This is a genomic window from Mucilaginibacter flavus, from assembly GCF_030409315.1.
Classification (GTDB): Bacteria; Bacteroidota; Bacteroidia; order Sphingobacteriales; family Sphingobacteriaceae; genus Mucilaginibacter; species Mucilaginibacter flavus.
Map to the genome: position 1 here is coordinate 1 of NZ_JAUFPS010000012.1, position 20,602 is coordinate 20,602.

27 protein-coding genes and 2 tRNA genes are annotated in these 20,602 nt (G+C 40.3%); 13 read left to right on the top strand and 16 right to left on the bottom strand.

The features are described 5' to 3' along the window. Window positions 1-275: 275 nt before the first annotated feature. The 9 genes from QWZ17_RS02655 to QWZ17_RS02695 form a co-directional block, all read right to left on the bottom strand. Window positions 276-440: a hypothetical protein gene (locus tag QWZ17_RS02655; RefSeq protein ID WP_290303340.1), complete on the bottom strand. Its 165-nt coding sequence runs from the start codon at window positions 438-440 to the stop codon at window positions 276-278. A gap of 38 nt (window positions 441-478) precedes the next feature. Continuing rightward, window positions 479-928 (bottom strand): DUF6934 family protein, encoded by a 450-nt coding sequence (locus QWZ17_RS02660; protein ID WP_290303341.1) that lies wholly within the window; start codon window positions 926-928, stop codon window positions 479-481. Window positions 929-952: 24 nt separating this feature from the next. Beyond that, entirely contained in the window at window positions 953-1,699 is a 747-nt protein-coding gene (locus QWZ17_RS02665) for a DUF4184 family protein (protein ID WP_290303342.1), read from the bottom strand. Between the two features lie 66 nt (window positions 1,700-1,765). Next, on the bottom strand, window positions 1,766-2,380 hold the full coding sequence (locus tag QWZ17_RS02670; protein ID WP_290303343.1) for a hypothetical protein: 615 nt from the start codon (window positions 2,378-2,380) through the stop codon (window positions 1,766-1,768). Between the two features lie 13 nt (window positions 2,381-2,393). Then, window positions 2,394-3,350, bottom strand: coding sequence for a relaxase/mobilization nuclease domain-containing protein (locus QWZ17_RS02675; protein WP_290303345.1), 957 nt, complete (start codon window positions 3,348-3,350; stop codon window positions 2,394-2,396). Then, window positions 3,340-3,723: a plasmid mobilization protein gene (locus tag QWZ17_RS02680; RefSeq protein ID WP_290303346.1), complete on the bottom strand. Its 384-nt coding sequence runs from the start codon at window positions 3,721-3,723 to the stop codon at window positions 3,340-3,342. The genes QWZ17_RS02675 and QWZ17_RS02680 overlap by 11 nt, the downstream gene beginning before the upstream one ends. 246 nt (window positions 3,724-3,969) lie before the next feature. Next, the gene (locus tag QWZ17_RS02685) at window positions 3,970-4,230 is read right to left on the bottom strand and encodes a helix-turn-helix domain-containing protein (RefSeq protein ID WP_290303348.1); all 261 of its coding nucleotides are present in this window, start codon (window positions 4,228-4,230) and stop codon (window positions 3,970-3,972) included. A 12-nt stretch (window positions 4,231-4,242) separates the two neighbouring features. Next, entirely contained in the window at window positions 4,243-4,509 is a 267-nt protein-coding gene (locus QWZ17_RS02690) for a helix-turn-helix transcriptional regulator (protein ID WP_290303349.1), read from the bottom strand. Between the two features lie 164 nt (window positions 4,510-4,673). Continuing rightward, window positions 4,674-5,435, bottom strand: a complete 762-nt coding sequence (locus QWZ17_RS02695) for a hypothetical protein (protein ID WP_290303350.1) — start codon at window positions 5,433-5,435, stop codon at window positions 4,674-4,676. A gap of 121 nt (window positions 5,436-5,556) precedes the next feature. Here QWZ17_RS02695 and QWZ17_RS02700 point away from each other — a divergent pair, with 121 nt between their 5' ends. Next, window positions 5,557-5,946: a hypothetical protein gene (locus QWZ17_RS02700; RefSeq protein ID WP_290303351.1), complete on the top strand. Its 390-nt coding sequence runs from the start codon at window positions 5,557-5,559 to the stop codon at window positions 5,944-5,946. A 56-nt stretch (window positions 5,947-6,002) separates the two neighbouring features. On the opposite strand, the gene QWZ17_RS02705 is transcribed toward QWZ17_RS02700, so the two are convergent. The 3 genes from QWZ17_RS02705 to QWZ17_RS02715 all read right to left on the bottom strand — a co-directional run bounded on the left by QWZ17_RS02705 (window position 6,003) and on the right by QWZ17_RS02715 (window position 7,761). Continuing rightward, a complete protein-coding gene (locus QWZ17_RS02705) occupies window positions 6,003-7,232 on the bottom strand; it encodes a site-specific integrase (RefSeq protein WP_290303352.1) in 1,230 nt (409 codons plus the stop codon). A gap of 287 nt (window positions 7,233-7,519) precedes the next feature. After that, a tRNA-Pro gene (locus QWZ17_RS02710) sits at window positions 7,520-7,593 on the bottom strand. Window positions 7,594-7,687: 94 nt separating this feature from the next. Then, a tRNA-Pro gene (locus tag QWZ17_RS02715) sits at window positions 7,688-7,761 on the bottom strand. Between the two features lie 245 nt (window positions 7,762-8,006). Here QWZ17_RS02715 and QWZ17_RS02720 point away from each other — a divergent pair. Next, a complete protein-coding gene (locus QWZ17_RS02720) occupies window positions 8,007-9,209 on the top strand; it encodes an NAD(P)/FAD-dependent oxidoreductase (RefSeq protein WP_290303355.1) in 1,203 nt (400 codons plus the stop codon). A gap of 8 nt (window positions 9,210-9,217) precedes the next feature. Here the strand turns inward: QWZ17_RS02720 and QWZ17_RS02725 are convergent, their stop codons facing one another. Both QWZ17_RS02725 and QWZ17_RS02730 read right to left on the bottom strand, forming a co-directional pair. After that, on the bottom strand, window positions 9,218-9,625 hold the full coding sequence (locus tag QWZ17_RS02725; RefSeq protein ID WP_290303356.1) for a DUF4199 domain-containing protein: 408 nt from the start codon (window positions 9,623-9,625) through the stop codon (window positions 9,218-9,220). Window positions 9,626-9,836: 211 nt separating this feature from the next. Next, window positions 9,837-11,474 carry a carboxylesterase/lipase family protein gene (locus tag QWZ17_RS02730; RefSeq protein ID WP_290303358.1) on the bottom strand — a complete coding sequence of 546 codons (1,638 nt, stop codon included), beginning with the start codon at window positions 11,472-11,474 and terminating at the stop codon, window positions 9,837-9,839. Window positions 11,475-11,602: 128 nt separating this feature from the next. Here QWZ17_RS02730 and QWZ17_RS02735 point away from each other — a divergent pair, with 128 nt between their 5' ends. From QWZ17_RS02735 to QWZ17_RS02760, 6 genes are all read left to right on the top strand, one after another. Further along, complete coding sequence (locus QWZ17_RS02735; RefSeq protein WP_290303360.1) at window positions 11,603-12,334, top strand: NUDIX hydrolase; 732 nt, start codon at window positions 11,603-11,605, stop codon at window positions 12,332-12,334. 119 nt (window positions 12,335-12,453) lie between these two features. Continuing rightward, window positions 12,454-12,879 (top strand): VOC family protein, encoded by a 426-nt coding sequence (locus tag QWZ17_RS02740; protein ID WP_290303362.1) that lies wholly within the window; start codon window positions 12,454-12,456, stop codon window positions 12,877-12,879. A gap of 15 nt (window positions 12,880-12,894) precedes the next feature. Beyond that, on the top strand, window positions 12,895-13,278 hold the full coding sequence (locus QWZ17_RS02745) for a DoxX family protein (protein WP_290303364.1): 384 nt from the start codon (window positions 12,895-12,897) through the stop codon (window positions 13,276-13,278). A 36-nt stretch (window positions 13,279-13,314) separates the two neighbouring features. After that, window positions 13,315-13,704: a DoxX family protein gene (locus tag QWZ17_RS02750; protein ID WP_290303365.1), complete on the top strand. Its 390-nt coding sequence runs from the start codon at window positions 13,315-13,317 to the stop codon at window positions 13,702-13,704. A 36-nt stretch (window positions 13,705-13,740) separates the two neighbouring features. Beyond that, complete coding sequence (locus QWZ17_RS02755; protein ID WP_290303366.1) at window positions 13,741-13,962, top strand: hypothetical protein; 222 nt, start codon at window positions 13,741-13,743, stop codon at window positions 13,960-13,962. 48 nt (window positions 13,963-14,010) lie between these two features. After that, a complete protein-coding gene (locus QWZ17_RS02760) occupies window positions 14,011-14,394 on the top strand; it encodes a VOC family protein (protein WP_290303367.1) in 384 nt (127 codons plus the stop codon). An 88-nt stretch (window positions 14,395-14,482) separates the two neighbouring features. Here QWZ17_RS02760 and QWZ17_RS02765 read toward each other — a convergent pair whose 3' ends face one another. Next, window positions 14,483-15,019 (bottom strand): DUF4199 domain-containing protein, encoded by a 537-nt coding sequence (locus QWZ17_RS02765; protein WP_290303368.1) that lies wholly within the window; start codon window positions 15,017-15,019, stop codon window positions 14,483-14,485. Window positions 15,020-15,135: 116 nt separating this feature from the next. Then, a complete protein-coding gene (locus QWZ17_RS02770) occupies window positions 15,136-15,570 on the bottom strand; it encodes a response regulator transcription factor (RefSeq protein ID WP_290303369.1) in 435 nt (144 codons plus the stop codon). Window positions 15,571-16,092: 522 nt separating this feature from the next. Between QWZ17_RS02770 and QWZ17_RS02775 the strand changes: the two genes are divergently transcribed. The 5 genes from QWZ17_RS02775 (at window position 16,093) to QWZ17_RS02795 (ending at window position 20,588) form a co-directional block, all read left to right on the top strand. Further along, the gene (locus tag QWZ17_RS02775; protein ID WP_290303370.1) at window positions 16,093-16,479 is read left to right on the top strand and encodes a response regulator; all 387 of its coding nucleotides are present in this window, start codon (window positions 16,093-16,095) and stop codon (window positions 16,477-16,479) included. Further along, entirely contained in the window at window positions 16,460-17,545 is a 1,086-nt protein-coding gene (locus QWZ17_RS02780) for a sugar transferase (RefSeq protein ID WP_290303371.1), read from the top strand. The genes QWZ17_RS02775 and QWZ17_RS02780 overlap by 20 nt, the downstream gene beginning before the upstream one ends. 99 nt (window positions 17,546-17,644) lie before the next feature. Beyond that, window positions 17,645-18,229, top strand: a complete 585-nt coding sequence (locus QWZ17_RS02785; RefSeq protein ID WP_290303372.1) for a TolC family protein — start codon at window positions 17,645-17,647, stop codon at window positions 18,227-18,229. Then, window positions 18,230-20,395 carry an exopolysaccharide transport family protein gene (locus QWZ17_RS02790; protein WP_290303373.1) on the top strand — a complete coding sequence of 722 codons (2,166 nt, stop codon included), beginning with the start codon at window positions 18,230-18,232 and terminating at the stop codon, window positions 20,393-20,395. Window positions 20,396-20,450: 55 nt separating this feature from the next. Next, window positions 20,451-20,588, top strand: a complete 138-nt coding sequence (locus tag QWZ17_RS02795) for a hypothetical protein (protein ID WP_290303375.1) — start codon at window positions 20,451-20,453, stop codon at window positions 20,586-20,588. The last annotated feature ends 14 nt before the right edge of the window (window positions 20,589-20,602 follow it).

Sequence of the window (20,602 nt, forward strand, 5' to 3'; positions counted from 1 at the left end):
CTAAACCGTCTTGCCTTTTCCGCTAACGGATCAGGGGTTGTCCACCTCCCAATTACCGGGTCATAGAACCTTGCGCCATAATCGCAGAGGGTATTTTCGACCTATCGGCCACTGGAAAGGCAAAAAATCTGCACCAAAAGCTGTCTCATTACCCCTTTGAGTATTGTAACTTTTAGTTAAATGAAGATTTAAAAAATGTAGCATACCTAACTTCAATGGCCATAAAAAAGGCCGGATTTAAATATCCAGCCTTTAAATATCATTTTCAAAAATATTTATTTCTTTTTTTGAACAGGGAGCCCAACCCTTTGTAAGGTTTGAGTGGCTTCCTCTAACTTCTTAATAAAGAATGGTTCGTTTGCGTGACTTTTAACGTTGTCGCTAACTACCCCCGGCCCGAAACCTTTTATAGTTTTTAATTTCTTTTCTACAATAGCCATGCTAACTCCTTTCTAACGCAATATTCAAATATAGTTATTTACTTCTGTTTTACCAAAAACGCCTCATAGTTAACTGTATAGGGTTCAAACTCGTGCCAAGCGTCATCCTTCAATCCATACACATCAAAATCCTTGCTAATTTCGTTCCATAAACCCGCTATTCCCATTTGGTAAAGTCGAGTACGGGCAGCGGTGCTGCCTTTTGCATAGATGTAGTGATTACCATAATGATTGCAAAACTCAACAATGGTATTCGCTACTGTAGCCAAAACCACATCCCTGTCTTCATTATTACTAACCACAACATCGTCCGTCTCACCTGATTCCGGGTCTTGATCTCCAAAACCTAAATTATAAATTGGCGGTTCCGAGTTTGGGATTTTGGTAAACATTACAATTTTTTTAATCCGTCCTTTTGGCCCGTCACTATAAAACTCGTAATCTTGAAAGTCATTGCTATTTATATATGGATAACGTTCTAAATTCATGTCACCATTTTTTTGTCCTTAATATTATATATCAAATGGTTTGTTGCCTGTTTTCCAGTAAACAGTTAACGAAGCGAAAAGTAAACCTAATAGCCCACCCGCAATAGCAGTAACTAAAATATCTCCGTAACGGTGCCATGAAAGTCCGGCTATCAATCTTATACTGACAACAACCACCGACACAAAAGCAACCTGCATCCAAAACCACATTATATTTCGTTGCCTTTTAAGCTGTCCCTGTGGCAAACTGGCAATAAACGCTATAATGATAATCGCCCCAATTATTGTACTGCTATGTTGAATTATTTTGAAGACATATAATTGGTGCCCGCCAAAAGAAACAACATAAGATAACGCCGGAATTACTGTCACGAAATATCCGTGAGGATGAGTAAAACTGTCCCAAACTAAGTGCGATACTGCACCTATCGAAATGGAAATAACTGCTACTGTAAAATATTGAAATAACGTGCCGTCCTTGTATGTGCCTCTAAACGTAGAAAATCGGCGATTTAAAACTGCCGGTAAATTCTCTATCAGATTGTTTTTAATAAATGCCTGATAGAGAAACGCCAATAACAAACCCAATGGAATGTCAAACCAAATTAATCCCAACCATGTATGGCTGTAAATACTCTCCACCCGCAATCTTAAAAAATATTCAAAGTCCGGCACCATGCTGCCAATAACCAAACAGGTCATTGAAAACCATTGTTTAGGAAGCTTTCCTAACGGTAAAATGATAGCAGGATGCGAAAATGTAAACGGCATTTCTTGAAAATATTAAAGCACCTGTAAAAATATAAGATTTTATATTATCGGTAGCACACAAACCGGCTATCTCGACTTGTGCTTTTTCAGCTTCATCAGTTTCTGTTTCGCATCTTCGCTTTTTTCATTTGCCTGTTTAGCATCTAATTCAGCATTCATCAATTCGGTACGGTGTTCGATATTTATTTCTGCTTGATTAAGTAACGTGTCTTTGTTAGCTAAGTATGCACTATCAACTTGTTCTGATACACGCGGATAAAAGCCTTGAACAATTTTATACTTGTCTTTATAATCAGACCGATTGTTTAACTCGAAAGCTAACACAATCATAATTCCAACCGATACAGCGGCAATCCCAATTAACGATAAAAGTGTACGAATTACAAATTTTGATCTCGTATCAAAATCAATCTTTTTGCGAACGTGTATTTCCTTTGGAAAGGATTTAATTTGCTCACCAAATGTGTTTAATTGATTACCGTATTGCTTTAGCTGGTCGTTTAGTTCGGTGGTTTTCGTCTCCTTGATCTCCTCTAACGATTTTTCCAATCCTTTAATCTTTTCCGGCATTTCCTCAAAGTTTGCACTTTCTAATTTGGTTTGCCGCTTTTCCAGTTCACCGAGCTTTCGCGATAAACTGTCTATAATCTCCTGTTGTAAATTATCTTCGTGATTTTCCATAATTCTAATTGTTTTAAATTCTCATGCCTCTACTTTGTTCTTCATCTTCGCCCTGGCCTTTCTTTCTGCGTTTGCGGGGCGGTTCGGGGTCTGTGGCTATTACCGGCATGTGTCCAAATAGATCGAGGGCTGCGCTCAATTCTTGCTTTGCGCTTCCTTGCGCTTCTCCTCGTTCAGTATTTAACACGTCTCGTAACTGCTGGGCTAAGGATGGCTGCTGATCGGCTACGTGTTTTTCTTTAGCTTGCTCCTGTAGCTGCTTGGTGAGATTGCCATAGCTTAAACTTCGGTCTATTTCAGACCCTTTAAAGGTGTACTTGCCTTTGCTAAAACTAACTCCCTGTATCTCCAGTGTGCCGCTTTTTAACTTGTACTGGGTGGTGATGCCCTGTTTTGCCAATACCTGCTTTAATTCTCCCATTGTAGCTGCCTGCTTGCTCGCGGCTTTGATCTTGTCGTATAATTCGTACTTTACTTTATCGGCACCTTTTAGCTGCTCCCGGTTAACTTGCTTCTTGTCGGCAGCAATAAATAACCCATGTTGTAAGGTGAGAGCCTTAGTAACCTTAATGCTTTTATACTGCTGGAAACTATCGGCAATGGTCTTACCATCATTATTAACCCGGTTATAAACGATGTGCAAATGTGGATGTGCTTTATCCTGATGCCGGACAATCAAAACCTGCGTGTTATCAATCTTCATTCGTTGCAGGTAGTCTTTGGCTATAGCGGTCATCAGGTCATTGGTTAATTTACCTTTATCATTTGCACTAAAGCCTAATGCAATGTGACCGACTGCCTGACCCAATCCGGGATTAAGTTTCCGCTGCATATTAAAATCTGCTATCATGTGCTTTACATGATCAGTCCTAATGCCGTCGGCGAAAAGCAACTCCGCATCCTTTTTCAATACATTGTATTCCACTACACCGCCGAAGCTTCTGCCGGGCTTGGGTATTTTAGCGATCATCGTTATTCAAATATTTTAATGCCTGGTCGATCTCATTTAAAACCTCACTGCATTTTCGGGCAACAGACAGAAGCCCGTCCCGATGGGCAAGTTTGGTCAACTGATTTAAGTTGTTGGCAAGTCCTGTCACCATGCGCATAATTTTCATATCTTCAACTGATAGCCGGGCAATAACTCGTGCGGACTTTATAGCCGCCCTCACAAAGTCACTAAGGTTCATTCCTGCATCTTTAGCCCGCCCATTATATAGTATTCGCTCGGTGGCAGTCAACCGGATTTTGGCATGGGATTCACGCTTGATACTGGCTTTCGGCCTGCCGCCTTTATGCTTCGGCTTTGACGTTTTCGTCCCTGTCTTTATAGTTGTTTCCATACACTTATATCATCCTAAATTCCGCTTTCCCTTTTTGCGACCATCGGGAGCAAAAAGCAAGTTTGCCGTCCTGCCGAAGGCATGGGCGGAGTTTTCGGGTACCGAAAACACAAACTTGCTTCTTATCGGCAAATGGGTTTGGTTAACGGCCTCCGGCCGGTATATCCAGATATACAGCTATACCGCAAGCGGTATGCTGCGCCGCCTTTTCACCAAAGCTTCGCTTTGGGCTTCGTACACGAAGCCTTACTTGCCGTCACCTTCCAAAAGTGTTTCAATGTCCTCCCGCTTGTAATAAAGCAGGCCGCCGATCTTGGTATATCGGAGCGTGCCGTTGACTCTTAAATTCTGCAAGGTGCCGGGCGAAATGTTAAGCAGCTTCCTGACTTCGTAGCTTTTCAACCACTGCTTACTCTGACCCTGACCGGGCTTTAAAAGTCCTTTGATCTCGTATAATAAGTTCTCCAACTTTTTCAAATCCTCTTTCGTGATAAACTCGATGTTCATTTTGCCCTCCTGTTAATCTTTAGTTTTTTGTTGCATGATTTTGAGCACTTCGCTCTTTTTGAAATACACCCGTTTATGCAGGCGTAAATAGGGTAGCCCCTTTTTCATCCAGTCCGTAAGCGTGACCAATGAGACGCCTAATTCTTCGGACAGTTCTTGTTTGGACAATAGCCGTTCGTCCTGTGGCGAGGTTTCGCCCATCTTAAAATGTTCCTGTAATTCTGCCCTGACTGCATCCCTGATACACCGGCTTAGAGCTTCTTGGTTGATGATTTCCATGAAGCAAATGAAAACAAAAAGGTATCGCGGGCGTGACCACGCGGTTTTGCGTGGTTAAATTGACAGCGTTTATAACAAGCTGTGACAAGCCTGTACAGTGCTGAAATTCAAGTTATTGTTGCTTGTGAAAAGAGAAAATAAGTAAGGTTAGTTTTGAACGGTTTTCAACTCCGCTTTCGTGCGGGTTTAAGTTGAAACAACTTTAGTTCCGATGGAATTTTGGCGTATTTCGAGCCGGGGTTATTCTTATCGGCAGGGAAATAGCGGCGTATGGTTTCTAAACTGATCTCGTTATTACCCTCTCTGAAATACTTAGCAATCATCTTGCACCAAACGATCTGTGTTTGGGAAAATACCAACTCTTTACCGCTATCCGGTAACATGGCTTCCTGCGCTTGCAGGCAGATATCCAAAAAGCTTAAGAGGTAACCATCTGCAATGTTAATATACTCTTGCGTCTCTAACTTCCTTGCTGCTTTCAAGTCTTCTTTTAATGTGCCTATTTCGGCCTGTTGCTTCCTGATCTCGTCCTGTTGGTCTGCAATGATTTCGGGCAGTGTTTTTTGTGTATTCCACTGGTCGATAGAGCGCAGGTACTTTTGAAAGCTAAGTAGCTTATCGAGTATTTCCATATCCAGCGCATGGCTCGAATTGAAAGGGTCTTTGATTTCTATAAATTTGATACGCCTTAAAACGATCTGCCACACAAAAGAAAAAAACTCGTGCTCACCATTAGGCTCCTTATTTAAAAAGTATGTCAGGTGATACAGGTAATAAGCGGCGTATTCGAGTTCGGGTAGTGTAAATAGTTTCTTTATGAATAGGTTATCTTCGTAACCTTTTTTCAATCCAACAAATACACCTATATCATATTGATGTGGGTTGCGGTCGTAAGGCTTATGTGGTTTAAAGTATTTGTTGGGCATGGTTTCGGCTTTTGATATTAAACATCAAACAATAAGTTTGGTTTACAATGCTCTATAGTGATTTTTGAACACCTTTAAGTTGGTGTATTGTTTACATTTGCGATAATTAAATATTAACCCTATGCCAAATATTACAGAACAAACAACAGTGCTATTAGACCAAGTTTTAAAAGCTAAACCAAAAATTAGGGAGGCCGAAGAAAAAATAAAAGCCATTGAAAATAAGAAAATAAAAATTGGAAGTGTCGAGCCAATCAATGTTAGCTCACTTGATGAAAATTATGAACATGATTTAGAAATTAACAAGCTCAAAAAGGAAATCTCGAACCTTGAAAACGACTTAGAACAGGGGAAAAAAGGACTGTTTGAACTTTATAGAAAATATCAGGACCGTGAGCTTTCTGTACTATACGCAGGTGAGATTCGTAAATTGATAGTTAGCTGGGATGAAGATGAGTTGTATAAAGAAAATCACAAATATTTCATAAATTATAACGGTGCAGATTTATAAATTATTCTCTATATAATAAGAAAAGGTGCCTTCCAAGCACCTTTTCTTATTATAATTTATTGGCTGGCCATCCGCTTTCTTAAATTCAGCATGTCCTCACTAAGCTTCTGTTCAACTACTTTAGCATATACCTGCGTGGAACGAATAGTGGTATGACCAAGCATTTTACTTACTGATTCAATAGGAACCCCATTGCTCAATGTTACGGTCGTCGCGAAAGTATGCCTGGCTATATGAAAAGTAATAGCTTTGTTTATGTTACACAAGTCGGCAATCTCTTTGAGATAAGAATTTGTCTTTTGATTGGAAATCACTGGAAACAAAGTGCCATGATTGGAAGCTTTAGGGTGATTTTTATACTTCTCTATTAATGCTTCTGCTTGTGGCAATAAAGGAACACGCACATCAGTATCGGTTTTCTGTCTGCTCGTGATTAGCCAATCGTTACCATCGATGCCTTTAATAATGTTTTCAGTGGTCAGGTTCATGGTATCTATATAGGCCAACCCTGTGTAGCAACTGAAAAGAAAAAGGTCTTTAACGGTCTGTAAACGTTCGATGCTAAATTTTTTCTTCTCAATAGCGGCTAATTCCTCTTTGGTAAGGTAAAACCTTTCTACCTTATCAAAATGCTGTTTGAACTTAGCAAAAGGGTCTTTGTTTAACCAATCCATCGTAACCGCCATATTTACCATTTTACAAAGGCGTTCAAGGTGTTTCATGATGCCGTTGTTATGTAATGGCTTTTGGTGGTCTTTAGGTTGATGCTTGCTTAAATAGGTCTCAAAGTCAATTATAAACTTGTAGTTCAATTCGGCGAGATTAATATCATTCCTGTGAAGTTTTTCCTTTAGAAACTTTGCAATATACTTTTGGGTGGTATAATAATTCTTCATTGTACCATCGGCAAGCTTATCTTTCATTTCTGAATTATGATACTCGCTAAGTTTTATCAAAGTCATTTCATTTTCATCATCTCCGAGAAATAAGGCTTTAACTGCATCGACTGTTACAACTTTTTTCTGTTGCACCAGGGCATGATAGCAATCGGCTATCAATGTGCGTACCCGCTCAATATGTTCATTAAGTTTGCGGATTTCATCTTTCGTACCCCGCGCTTTACCCTTTGCATCATCCCAATTTTGCGGGTTGATCTTCTTTTTCAAAGAAATTTCACAACGCCTGCCGTTAACAGAAATACGCGCAAATACGGTTGCGGGGTCGGTTTTTTGTAGCTTGGACAGCCTGATTACAAACTGAATACCAAATGTGTTACTGCTCCTCATATCAATTCATTTTAATTTTACTTGATAATCATTGACGCAGGTGATGAATTTTACTCACAAAAACAGGGGCTAAAACCCATCAAAAGCAATCAAAATAAATGACTTAATAAATTGATTTACAATTAGTTAAGTCTATTTCTACGAGTAAATGTAAAACACTTAATTTACTCACGCAATTGCTCACATCTTCCTTGATATTGATTGGTGTTTTTTGGTGGGAATAAAAACAAAAAACCCGCAAATCAATGTGATTTGCGGATTTTTGACTTCGATTGGTATCGCTTTAGTCGGGATGGCAGGATTCGAACCTGCGGCCTCCACATCCCAAATGTGGCGCGATACCGGGCTACGCTACATCCCGTTTGGCTTTCGCCGGGTATTATGTTCTTCCAATCAGAAAAGAAAACCCTTTAAATTTTCGATTTAAAGGGTTTTGATACTTGGTATCGCTTTTGTCGGGATGGCAGGATTCGAACCTGCGGCCTCCACATCCCAAATGTGGCGCGATACCGGGCTACGCTACATCCCGCTTCCCTGATTGGGTGTGCAAAAGTAGGATTTTAAATTAAGTTGCAAAATTTTTTTTCAAAGAAATTCAAACACCATTGTTAAACCATTCATTTGCACCTGTTTGAACTTAAATATTTTTTTCGTGCCGTACAATTAACCTGCTCTTCTTATTATTTTAACAATGATTCAGGTAAAACATAAGCTATAACGCCATGTTGTGTAGTAATAAAGTCCACTATAACCGGCGCACTTCTCAAAACTATTATGAACCTATATCAGCAACACCCCTACTGGCTAATGAAGAATGGCATTGTCAACACCTATCCTTCATTAAAAGAAAACATTAAGGTTGATGTAGCCATTATGGGTGCCGGCATCAGTGCGGCTTTAACGGCCTGGCATTTGCGAAACGCTGGTTTAACCGTGGCTGTGTTTGATAAAAACCACGCGGGCCTTGGCAGCACCGCGGCAAGTACCGCTTTTTTGCAATATGAAATTGACATCCCCTTAACTAAATTAAAAGAATACGTTGGCGAGGCTGATGCCGTTAAAAGCTATAAACTATGCCGCGAAGCCATCTATGATATTGCTGATTTATGTAAATCATTAAAACCCGCTTTTGATTTTCACCTCAAACCAAGCCTGCAATACGCCAGCTTTAAAACACATTTAAGTGACTTAAAAGCCGAGTATGAGTTACGCAAAAAGCACAACTTTAAAGTGCAATGGCTGGATGAAGATGAAATTCAAAAACAATTTGGTTTTAACGCGCCGGGAGCCATTTTATCTAAAGATGGCGGCGAAGTGGATGCTTACCTGCTTACCCATGCCCTGTTCAACGCCTTTGAACATGCCGGACATAAGGTTTATAACAATACCCCCATAAAGCAAATTGAACATACCAAACATGGTGTTACACTACACACGGCCAGCAACCTTAAAATAAACGCGAAGAAATTAGTTATTGCCAGCGGCTACGAGAGCCTGCAATACGTGTCAAAAAAAATAGCTGATATCAACTCAACGTACGCTATGGTTTCAGAACCGATTGAGGATACAACTTTTTGGTATCAAAATAGCCTGGTATGGGAAACAGCTACACCATATATGTATTTTAGGGTGGTGAGCGAAAACCGGATATTGATAGGCGGCAGGGACGATCCTTTTCATCACCCGCACATTGCACCATCAACAATAGATAAAAAAGCGGAAATGTTAAGAAAAGCCTTCTCGAAAAAGATGCCACAAATTCCGTTGGCGCCCGATTTTAAATGGGCAGGCGCCTTTGCATCAACCAAGGATGGCTTACCCTATATTGGTTCGATACCAGAGCGGCCTAACACTTATTTTGCCTTGGGCTTTGGCGGTAATGGTATCACTTTTAGCGTGATAGCAGCCAATATCATCCATGACCTTATCACGGGTAAAAAGAACGATAATGCTGCTATTTTCCGGTTTAACAGGTAAGCGTAATCTCAACCCAATTTGCTCGATTTATTCATTAAAGCAGCTGCCGACCCAACGCAAATTAAAAGGCCCAGCGCCAGGCCCCCAAATAAACGCCCCGAAAAGGCAAACAGGTTGCTGGCCATATCAAAGTAATTGATGTAAACTATGCCCGCCAGGCAGGCAAATAACCCTCCTATCAGCAAAATTCTGAAACTTTGAAACAAGGCTTCAAAAAAACTAATCTCCCCGCTTTTCTCGTCTTCACGGTAAGTTTTTACCCCGAAATAAACCCCGCAAAAAGGTATTAGTAATGATAAATATTCAATTGGCCGTACATGATTACCGGTACTGGTGTACCCAAACGACCGCATTATAAACAACCAGGTTCCGCTCATAATCCCCAGGATTAATCCGGTTACAAACGCATTTTTCATAATTTTTGGCTATTGGTTATAACTGTATATAAATATGCGGAATTTTAATCACTGTTTATGATACTTCGCTTTTTTTTAATGAAGATAATAGTTAATACCCTCTCACGCTTCAGCAACTTTGTTCATTTATTTTGCAGCCCCGGTAACCCCAAAAAAAGAGGCTGCCTTCTTTTGCAGAAAACAGCCTCCTTTTACCTTATGGTTATATATTTTATTTCATATAATCCTTATCCAGGAATAAATAGCGATCGCGATCCGTTTCGGTTTGCTGCTGACTTTTCACATCAATATTCATAAACTTAACCGGGCCTTTGCCTGTATTGGCATCCCATTTTGGCAAACCGGCACCGTTGGGGTTATAGTTTTTTATAAAATTGCCAAAGTAATCTTCCATGGTTGTAGATACTTTGTAATCATCAGGTGTCCAAGCGTAAGTTTTGTTGGTGGCCAGGTTACCTAACGCATACTCAATTTCAGACGCGTGGGCGGCACCAACCGGTCCGGCTGGTTTAGGGGCTGGTTTATTAGCGTCGCCTTTTACCACACCGCCTGCAAGGCCTGCGGTAGCATTGCCCATAGCAGCAGTCATGGCAGGGCGCACGCGCGAAAACAAATACCGATAAACCGGTTTTCCACCGGTTTTAATTTGCAGATCGGCCCATTTCCAGGTGCTGTATACAATAAACCTATCGCTTGACAGCGCCGTTGCCGATTTAATCACTTCCTCATCATTTGTAGCCGGGTATAATTTCAATGCTTCGTCGGCTTTATCACCATAAACGGTGGTTAAAGTTTTTTTGTAGTTCTCTAATGTTGGAGCATCAGCACGCATTAAAAACTGGTATGGTACTTCGGCCGAGTTCCAGCCCACCAGGATAGGCACTTTTGCCTGCTCGCCGGCTTCAAATATCTCGGGTAATGATTTTGGTAGCAAATAACCATCAATAGTAGGTGTCATTGGCGACCGCATCTGACCAGGCTTATTGGTGATATCCAACAATTCAACAGCCGTTTTTGCTCTTAAATCGGCCAATGAACCAGCCTGGATGCTGGCAGCAAAAGCGACACCGTTCTTTTCGGCCTCGGCCAGCGGGATAGAATTTAAAGTAGGCTTGATCCCTGCGCCACTTTCGCCAATGGCTGCATTGATCAGATCTTTTGATAACGGCGACGCCATTTGTACCGATACCGAGATCGACCCGGCAGATTCGCCGGCAATAGTCACGTGTTTAGGATCGCCGCCAAATTTGGCTACGTTCTTTTGTACCCAAAGCAAAGCGGCGTTTTGATCAAGGTAACCGTAATTACCGGATGAATGGTTAGGCGATTCTTTAGTCAAATCAGGATGCGAAAAAAAGCCAAACACACCAAGTCTGTAGTTTACAGTTAAAACCACAATGCCTTTTTTAGCCAGGCTTTCGCCATCATAACGCGGTTCAGATCCATCGCCTGCCGCTAAGCCGCCACCGTAAAAATATACCAGTACGGGTAGTTTTTCATTCATGATTTTGGCAGGAGTCCAAACGTTAAGATAAAGGCAATCTTCGCTCATACCTGCCGAGCGGAAGCCCATATCGCCAAAAATTGGCCGTTGCATAGGGTTATTGCCAAAATGGTCGGCTTTTAACACCCCGTCCCAGTTTTTAACGGGCTGTGGCTCTTTCCAGCGCAAATCGCCAACGGGCGGCTGGGCAAACGGAATGCCTTTAAAGGTGGTAATAGCCGATCCTGCTTCCTTCACTCCTTCCACCTTACCATTTTGGATGGTTACCTGCGGGCCGGTTTGGGCAAACAACTTTACAGATGCAAACTGCATCAGCAGCAAGGCTGCTAAAATTGGTTTCGTCATGGGTTTATTTCTTATTTAATTGGTTTAAACAGGTTTTTGATACTTATTGTATCATTATGTTACAATAATAATTAATTTTATCGCGGCATCAAATTTTTTTGTTATTTGCTCCTCACTTTTTACAAAACATGAATAAGGAATTCAGAAACCAGGAAAGTAATACCCAAGGCGATGGCTATTTGCCCGGACTGGCTATTGATGCCGTTATTTTCGGTTTTCACGATAATCAGCTTAAAGTACTACTGCTTGCTTACAAAAACACCGGCTTATATGCCCTGCCTGGCGGCTTTATTCATGACGATGAAGATGTAAATCAGGCTGCCCGCCGCGTACTGCTTGACAGAACCGGGCTTACCAATATTTTTCTTGACCAGTTTTATGTTTTTGGCGATTACAGCCGTTACGATCCCGAGCCGTTACGGGCAATTATGCTTGCCCGTGGCTATACCCCACCTGCTGATCACTGGTTGCTTAAGCGTTTTATATCGGTAGGGTATTACGCCCTGGTAGATTTTACGAAAGCTATCCCTACTCCCGATGCGATCTCTGATAGTTGCGACTGGTATAGTTTAGATAACCTGCCCCAATTGATGCAGGATCATAACCAAATTATCCAAAAAGCCTTACAAACGCTGCAAACCAACCTCGATCAAAAGCTAATTGGCTTTAACTTACTTGGCGAAGAATTTACCATGGGCGAACTGCAAAGTCTTTACGAAACCGTTTTGGGCAAAAAACTAATCAGGGCTGCCTTTCAGCGTAAAATATTAAGTCTGGGTATTTTAGAGCGCATTGCAAAAAAATTCACCGGCGGCGCGCATAAAGCCCCCTATCTGTATAGGTTTACTTCGGTACGATAAAAATTTCTTGTCTTAATTATACCCTTTATTTGTCGTATTCTACCCTGTTTGCTTATCTTTAATCGGCGTAGCTTTACTCCTGTTAAACCAAAAAACTATAAACTATAAAATCAATAACCATGGTAACTATCAATCCTTATGTAAATTTCCCGGGCAATACCGAGGAAGCCTTCAATTTTTACAAATCTGTATTCGGTGGCGAATTCGCGGCCGTAATCCGTTTTGCCGATATGGGTGCCGAGAATGTGGCCGAAGAAGACAAAAACAAACTCATGCACATTGCTTTGCCTATAGGTAAAGGCAATATCTTGATGGCTACAGATACTGTTGGCGAAATGGGTATGGGCTACAAGCAAGGCAACAACTTCCATTTATCGCTTAATGTGGAAAGTAAGGAAGAAGGAGATACCATATATAACGCGCTTTCGGCCGATGGTATCACTACAGTACCGATGTCTATGTCGGCATGGGGCAGCTATTTTGGGATGCTGGTAGATAAATTTGGCATTTCATGGATGGTTAGTTTTGACGAAATCCGCGGATAGTAAACCGTAAAAACCATGAAACCCAAAAGCGTAAAAATTACCTATTGGATATTAACCATACTGTTTGCCCTGGCTATGGCCGGAGATGCTTATGGTGGTATAACAAAGCAACAAGCGGGCGTTGATGTTTTAAAGCACCTGGGCTATCCCATTTATTTCATGGTATTTACCGGGTTTGCAAAACTATTGGGCGTTATTGCCATACTGCAAACTAAATTTAAAACCATTAAAGAATGGGCTTATGCCGGCTTTGCTTTTACTTTTTTGGGGGCGATAGCATCACGTGGTTTTGTGGGCGATCCGCTTAGCCAATTAATACCACCTGTAGTGGTATTGATAATCCTGTTTATTACCTACTATTTCTGGAAGAAGTTTGATCAGCTTAAAGCAACCGAATAATATTAACAATCACAATTTAAAAACAACCTTATAATCATGAAAATAGCTGTAATTATTGTACGTACCCTGGTAGCGCTAATGTTCCTGTTTGCTGCCGGTACCTATTTTGCCGCCGTAGTTTTCCACGCATTTAAAATGCCAGAGCAAACCGGAAGCCTAAAAACATTTAACGATGGCATGGCCGCATCGGGCTACCTGATGATGCTTGTAAAAATAACAGAGTTAGTTTGCGCATTATTTTTATTATTTGGCAGGTACGTTGCGCTGGCGTTGGTAGCGCTGTTCCCGGTAATGGTAAACATTGTGTTTGTAAACGCATTTCTGTCGCCATCGGGCCTTGCTTTAGTAATACCGCTACTGATAGCCTTTTTATTCCTGGCTTACACGCAGCGTGAAAAATACGCGCCTTTGTTCACATCAAAATAAACCTGTTATACAAGCGGGTTAAAAATACAAACTGTTATGACGGTAGAAGTTTTTAAAACCAATGTAAACAAGCGTAAAAACGCTGATATTTTGTTACAGCACATTCACCGCGCCTTTGCAGGCTATAAAGCCAATTTCGATTTGGACGACTGTGATAAAATTTTGCGGGTACAATGTAACGATCGCGCCATTAAAGCCAGGGCACTTATCCTGTTTTTGAAAGACCTTGGCTTTCATGCCGAAGTATTAACAGATTAAAGCCAAAACAAAAGATGAGGTTTGTGAATTGTTAATTAAAACAAAAAGATGATGTTAAAAGAAAGCAAAGCATTCGGCGGGTTTTCGGTAAATGATACCGCGGCGGCCAAAGAGTTTTACAGCAACGTATTGGGCCTCGAAGTAAAAGATGAAGCCATGGGCGGCGTTATCAGCATACAACTTGCGGGTGGTAATCAGGTAATTGCTTACCCTAAGCCAAACCATATACCGGCCACCTTTACCATACTCAACTTCCCGGTACCTGATATAGATGCGGCAGTGGATGAACTTACACAACGTGGCGTAAAATTCATTATTTACAATGAAGAGCACTTTAAAACCGATGCGAAAGGCATTTTCAGGGATGGCGGCCCGCTCATAGCCTGGTTTGCAGATCCCGCGGGGAATATCATGTCTGTCATTCAGCAATAATTAGCTTTTCATCAAATCTTATCATAACAAAAGGCCCTTAAGTTGATTTACTTGAGGGCCTTCTTATTTACGGTATTATGCAATATATTTAGCTAACAGCAAGGTTATTATCACTTATTTTCTTTTTCAATATCAGCGCGCTGATAAGCGCTATCAGCAAACCTACAGGCAAAATTTCGGCATAGGTTATCAATATTAAAAACACCGGATTTTTATACATCTGTTTTAAATTGGTTGCGCTTACAATTTGCTCCTTTATTTCCTGTTGACTTTTGCCACTGCTTTTCGCCTTGGCAATCATTGAGGCGGCGTATTTATCCATAAAATCGGGCATAAAAAAATGATAGTCAAACAGCCATGCCACTACATACATGGTTGCCGCTATCAGTGTTATGTAAAGGCCAATGGTAAAAGCCTTGCCAAAAGTTATAACCCCATTATTGTATTTATCCCTGTAGTTTTTAACGGCCACAAATATCATGGAGAAAGCGATAAGTTGGGTGCCATACCCAAGGTACATGTTAACGCTTTCGCTGGCGCCCTGGCAGTACACAGCGGTTATAAGCATCATCATGGTTACAATGCAGCCGGCTATTAAGCCAAAAGTGAGTACATTTTTTTTCATTGTTTTAAGCTTTAAAGTTTGATGCTGCAAATTTGCGAATCGGCTTTTTCCGGGCAGTCATACTTTAGGGTGATTTTGTAGAAATACAGCCAATTCATACCAAAGTACTATAATTTTCAGGCAATAAGGTTAAGCTTTTTAGCCTTGTCAACGGCCTGGGTGCGGCGGTCAACCTCCAGCTTGCCAAAAATATTTGAGGAGTGTGTTTTGATGGTATTTAACGATACAAACAAGCGCCCGGCAATTTCCTGGTTACTTAATCCTTCGGCCATCAGCTGCAAAACTTCTAACTCGCGCCTGCTGATGTTTAAACGCGTGAGTATGGTTTCATCTAAAACGAAGCCTTCGTTACTATACACGTAAACTTCTTTTTCAACATGAATAGTTTTAACCTTTGGCGAACTTAATTTAAGAGCCAGCCAAACGCCCAGCGAGGTAAAAATGATGGCTATAGCGCCAATATAAATTTCGAGCGAGTTATCAATAATGATAAACCTATACTCCAGCCAACGCATTAAAAACAACATCACCGCGAGCGATGCCCCATACATGATAATGTGTTTATTTTTCGCCAGCCTGTTCAAACCCTTGCTTTATTGCTATCTACCAAAAATATAAAATTCGCCCTTAAAGTAACCTGGCACAACGGAATTAATTAATGGTTATAAACCGGCAAAAACTTACCCTGTTTTGTAGGGCATACTACCCAAACGGGAATATTTTCCTCAACCTTAAAGCAAATGAAACATAATGATTTAAGCAAAGAATACATAGCACGCACATACTTACCTCTTTAAATGAGGCAAATAGTTTGTTAGCAAATAAAAAAGTTTTGAACATATATTATGTAGTTAATATATGTATTTTCGGTACAGGAATTGTTTGCTTACGTTAAAGTGTAAAGGTTTTGGCATTATTTACATAAAAACAAAACTCTAAGCGTTGTTTTAACGTACACCTATCAATATAAAAAACATTTATTTGCAAAGGAATTAAAGCCGAATCACCTTTAAATTATTTTTAGTTTACATGTTACACCTGCTTTTTTAATTCAAATTCCACAAACCCGCAACATGAAGAAAAGATTACTAATTGTCGATGACGATTTAAGCATACTAAAACTGCTCAATTTCATCCTTTCAAAAGACTATGATGTTGTTGTAAAAAGCAACGGCATCGACGCGTTTGGATGGCTTGAAGAAGGTAATTTTCCGGATCTGATCCTCTCCGATCTTCAAATGCCTTATTTTGATGGGCAATCATTTGCAAAGAATGTTAAAATCAGTGGTTTTTACCGCGATATCCCGGTGTTGTTGTTATCGGCAGCACATGATCTTGATGAACAGGTAAGCAAGATGCCTTTTAAAATTGATGGCTACATGCACAAACCTTTTAAACCAAATGAACTAAAATCAGCAATTAACCAACTACTACAAGTTTATGAATCATCAAACGTCTGATTGGAACGAAAATTCTGGTTCGCACATCAAGATTGCTTATGCAGGAGTTGATTTTAAAGACCTTGTAACAAGTGGCCTTAGTAATTTTAATATTACTTATAACGACTCTATTGCCCAGTTAGAAGAATACCTGGGTAATCAATCTATTTTAAGTGTTCCGGATATTATCCTCATAGAGGTTGATACCGAAGGCAAATGTTTCAAACTGGTTCAGGAAATCAAAAAAAGCTTCCTGCTTAACGGTTCAATCATTGTATTGCTGTCAACTCATGCCGATAAAGAACTTAAGAAAAAAGCGCTTCAGTTAAGAGTGCATGATTTTTACAGTTTGCCGTTTTCTATTGATGACCTGCGCGAGCGTTTAAACTTCCTTGTTACTTTTAAGCTGATTAAACCAAAATTGCTTGAGTTATCAAAAGAAGTTGATACCACTTATAAAATGCCGTTTGGCAAACGTATTATCGACCTGGTAATTTCAGGTTCGATGTTATTTTTCCTGTCGCCCGTTTGTTTGGTGGTTGCCATATTGATCAAGCTTGATTCAAAAGGTCCGGTATTTTACAAAAGCAAACGTGTTGGTACAGGATATAAGGTATTTGATTTTTACAAATTCAGATCGATGCGTACCGATGCCGATCAGCTTTTGGCTAAATTATCAACAGAAAACAACCAGTATGCTACCGAGGATGGTGCGCCTAAAGCCGCCTTTGTGAAAATCAAAAACGATCCGCGTATTACCAAACTGGGCAACTTTTTACGTAACTCAAGTCTTGACGAGCTGCCACAATTATTTAACATTTTAATTGGCGATATGAGTGTGGTGGGCAACAGGCCGTTACCCGTTTACGAAGCAGAAATGCTAACATCAAACGAGTGGTCGATGCGCTTTTTAGGCCCTGCCGGGCTAACCGGGTTATGGCAGATAAGCAAACGTGGTAAAGAAGATATGAGCGAAAGGGAAAGAAAAAAATTAGACAACTTTTATGCTCAAAAGTATTCTATTTGGTTAGATTTACGGATTATTATAGGAACCGTACCTGCTCTATTTCAAAAAGAAAAAGTATAAATAATGAATAAGCACCTGAAATTTTTTTGCTTTTTAATAACTATATCACTACTTGCCAATAACTTACATGCCCAGGAAACATTTATAAATAATGTTAATATGGCATACCTTGATAAACTTGTAGCTATCGCTAAAAAGAATTATCCCGAGGTTAAGGTAAAGCAAAGCCAGGTTGCAGCGGCGCACAGCAATTATAATGCTACCAAATTTGCCTGGCTGGATGGGTTAACTGCTTCATATATTTACAGCCCGCAAAACCTGGTTAACCAGGCAACGCCCTCCATATTTAAAGGTTATCAATTGGCTGTTACATTCAGCCTTGGCCAGTTAATTACCAATCCATCCATAACCAGCGCGGCACGTGAAACCTACAAGGTTGCGCAATACCAACAGGCCGAATACATGCTTAGCCTTGAAGCGCAGGTGCGAAAACTTTATTTTACTTATTTAGAGGCTATGACGGAGTTGCGATTACGCACCGGCGCGGTAACTGATGCCAGCGCGGCGGTAAAGCAACTAAAATACGCGTTTCAAAAAGGCGAAACCACGTTTCAAATCTATAATGAGCAATTAAATAGTTATTACAACCAAAATTCGTTTATGGTACAGGCCGAATTATCAACCTGGACCGCCAAAACAAATTTAGAAGAGCTATTAGGCATAAAATTAGAGGACGTAAAATAGATGGAGATAGGCAATTTTTTTAAGCTTTTAAAAAAATACATTTTAATACTCATACTGGTACCGATTGTAGCTACAGCGGTGGCGTTTTTTTTTATAAAAAAACTCCCCGATGCCTACGCTTCGCACGCCCAGATAGCTACCGGTATTATTGACGCATCGCGCCATTTGCTTGACAAGGACGCCAATGTTAACGTACAGGAACAACAGGTTTTAAGCGAATTTAGTAACCTCATGGCTATCATGAAGTTAAAAAAGATTTTAAACCAGGTTTCGTATACCGCTATCCTTCACGATCTTAAAAACCCTAATGAAACCTACCGCAAACCAAGCAAGGAGTTTTTAGAAATAAATGATGGCGAACGTGAAAATGCCATCAAAACTTTTCAGTATAAATTTGATCACCTTGAGGCTTTATCACTTTATAGCCCCGAAGAAAAAAAGCTTGACGCCCTGCTGCGTTCGATGAAATATGACGATGTTGCCCTGCTTAAGGACCTGCTCATTTTTCGCGATGATGAAAGTGATTTTATCTCAATAAGTTACGATTCTGAAAATCCACAACTTTCTGCAACTGTGGTAAATGTGCTTTGCGCCCAATTTATTAGCTATTACACCAAAACAGTTAAGGCAAATGAATCAAACGCGGTTGCTTTTTTATCAACCTTGCTTGATAAAAAACGCACTGCCCTAAATGATAAAACCGCCCAGCTACAGCAATACAAAATAGATAACGGCATCATTAACCTTGATGAGCAATCAAAAGAGATTTTTGCTCAAATGATGACGTATAACACCAAAAAGCAGGAAGCCGAAAAAGATATCGCATCTTATGAAGGAGCGCTCAAAAACATCGAAAACAAGTTTAATCCCAACGATAGAAAATATGTTGAGGCTACCGTAAGCAAATACAACCAAACCGTTACGGCTACGCAAGATCAATTGCATGTGATGCTAAACAAATACATCCGCAGCAATTACAACCCTGTTTATAAACCTATAGTTGATTCACTTCAGAATGAATTAACATCGCAAATTCATCAAACAGATGATAAATATGTGACCAGTCCGCTAACGCATGTTGACGATTTGGTAAAGCAAAAATTAACGCTTGAGGTTTCGCGCGATTTGGCCAAATACAGCATTAAATCAATCAATGATGAGGTAGGTATTTTGAATGCCAAGTTTAACAGGCTGGTACCTTTTGACGCCAAAGTAAAAACCTACAATTTTGATATTGATATAGCCAGCAAGGAATATCTTGATGTGCTTAACAAATATAACGAAACCAACCTTAAATCAAACTTCAGCATTAAGCTGGTACAGGTTGAAGCCGGAGCCCCTGAAGCAGCACAGCCATCAAAAAAGATGATACTGATTGCTTTATGCTTTATAGTAACCTTATTTGTTTGCGTGTTTGTGTTGTTTATGATGTTTTATCTTGATAAATCTATCAAACAGCCTGCAGACCTGGTTAACAAAACTCAATTGCCATTGCTGGGCTATTTGAACAGAATACCAGGAGCAAGCCCCGATTTGCGCAAATTATGGGATGTTGAAAACCGCGATAAGATGCAGCACTTTAAGGAGTTGCTACGCTCAATAAGGTTTGAAATTGACCAGGAATTACGTGGCGAAAAAATTATTGCAGTTACCAGTTTGGGACCTAATGAGGGTAAAACGCTTTTTGCAACAAGCCTGGCCTACTCCTACTCCATGATCAATAAAAAAGTGTTATTGATTGATGGCAATTTTGATAAGCCCGATCTTACACAGGCTACCCACCCTACCATGTATCTTGAGGATTATTTTAAAAATAACCCCTACTATGATTACACGCTTGAAGTAAACAGTGGCTCGGCAGCGGTTTTTGGCAATCACGCGGGTGATGTAACACTGCTTGAAATTGGCGACGAAGCCTTCATAAAAACCCGTTTTGATGATTTGCGTTCAAAATATGATATCATCATTATAGATACCGCGCCATTAAGCGCCTTAAACAAATCAAAAGAATGGTTATTATTTGCCAACAAAACGGTAACTGTTTTTGAGGCTAATAAAGAGCTTAGCAACTCCCAAAAAGTACACCTGGCCTTTTTGAAAAACCTTGGCACCAAGTATGGAGGCTGGGTACTTAACAAAACAAGTTTTGATAAAAAAAGAGGTTAAATAGCGGGCCGATCCCGGATTTTAAACTCATTAATTAATCATTAGGTTTAACGTTATGAGAATAGACCCCATAGAGCCAGAACCAGATCCGTTTGAACATTTAACCCCGCTACAAAACAAATCACGTAAGGCGGCCATTGTGGTTTCCTTTATTGGTGTTTTTGTTTGGGTAATCAAAATTTTGTTTCTGTAACAACTTGTTATTAC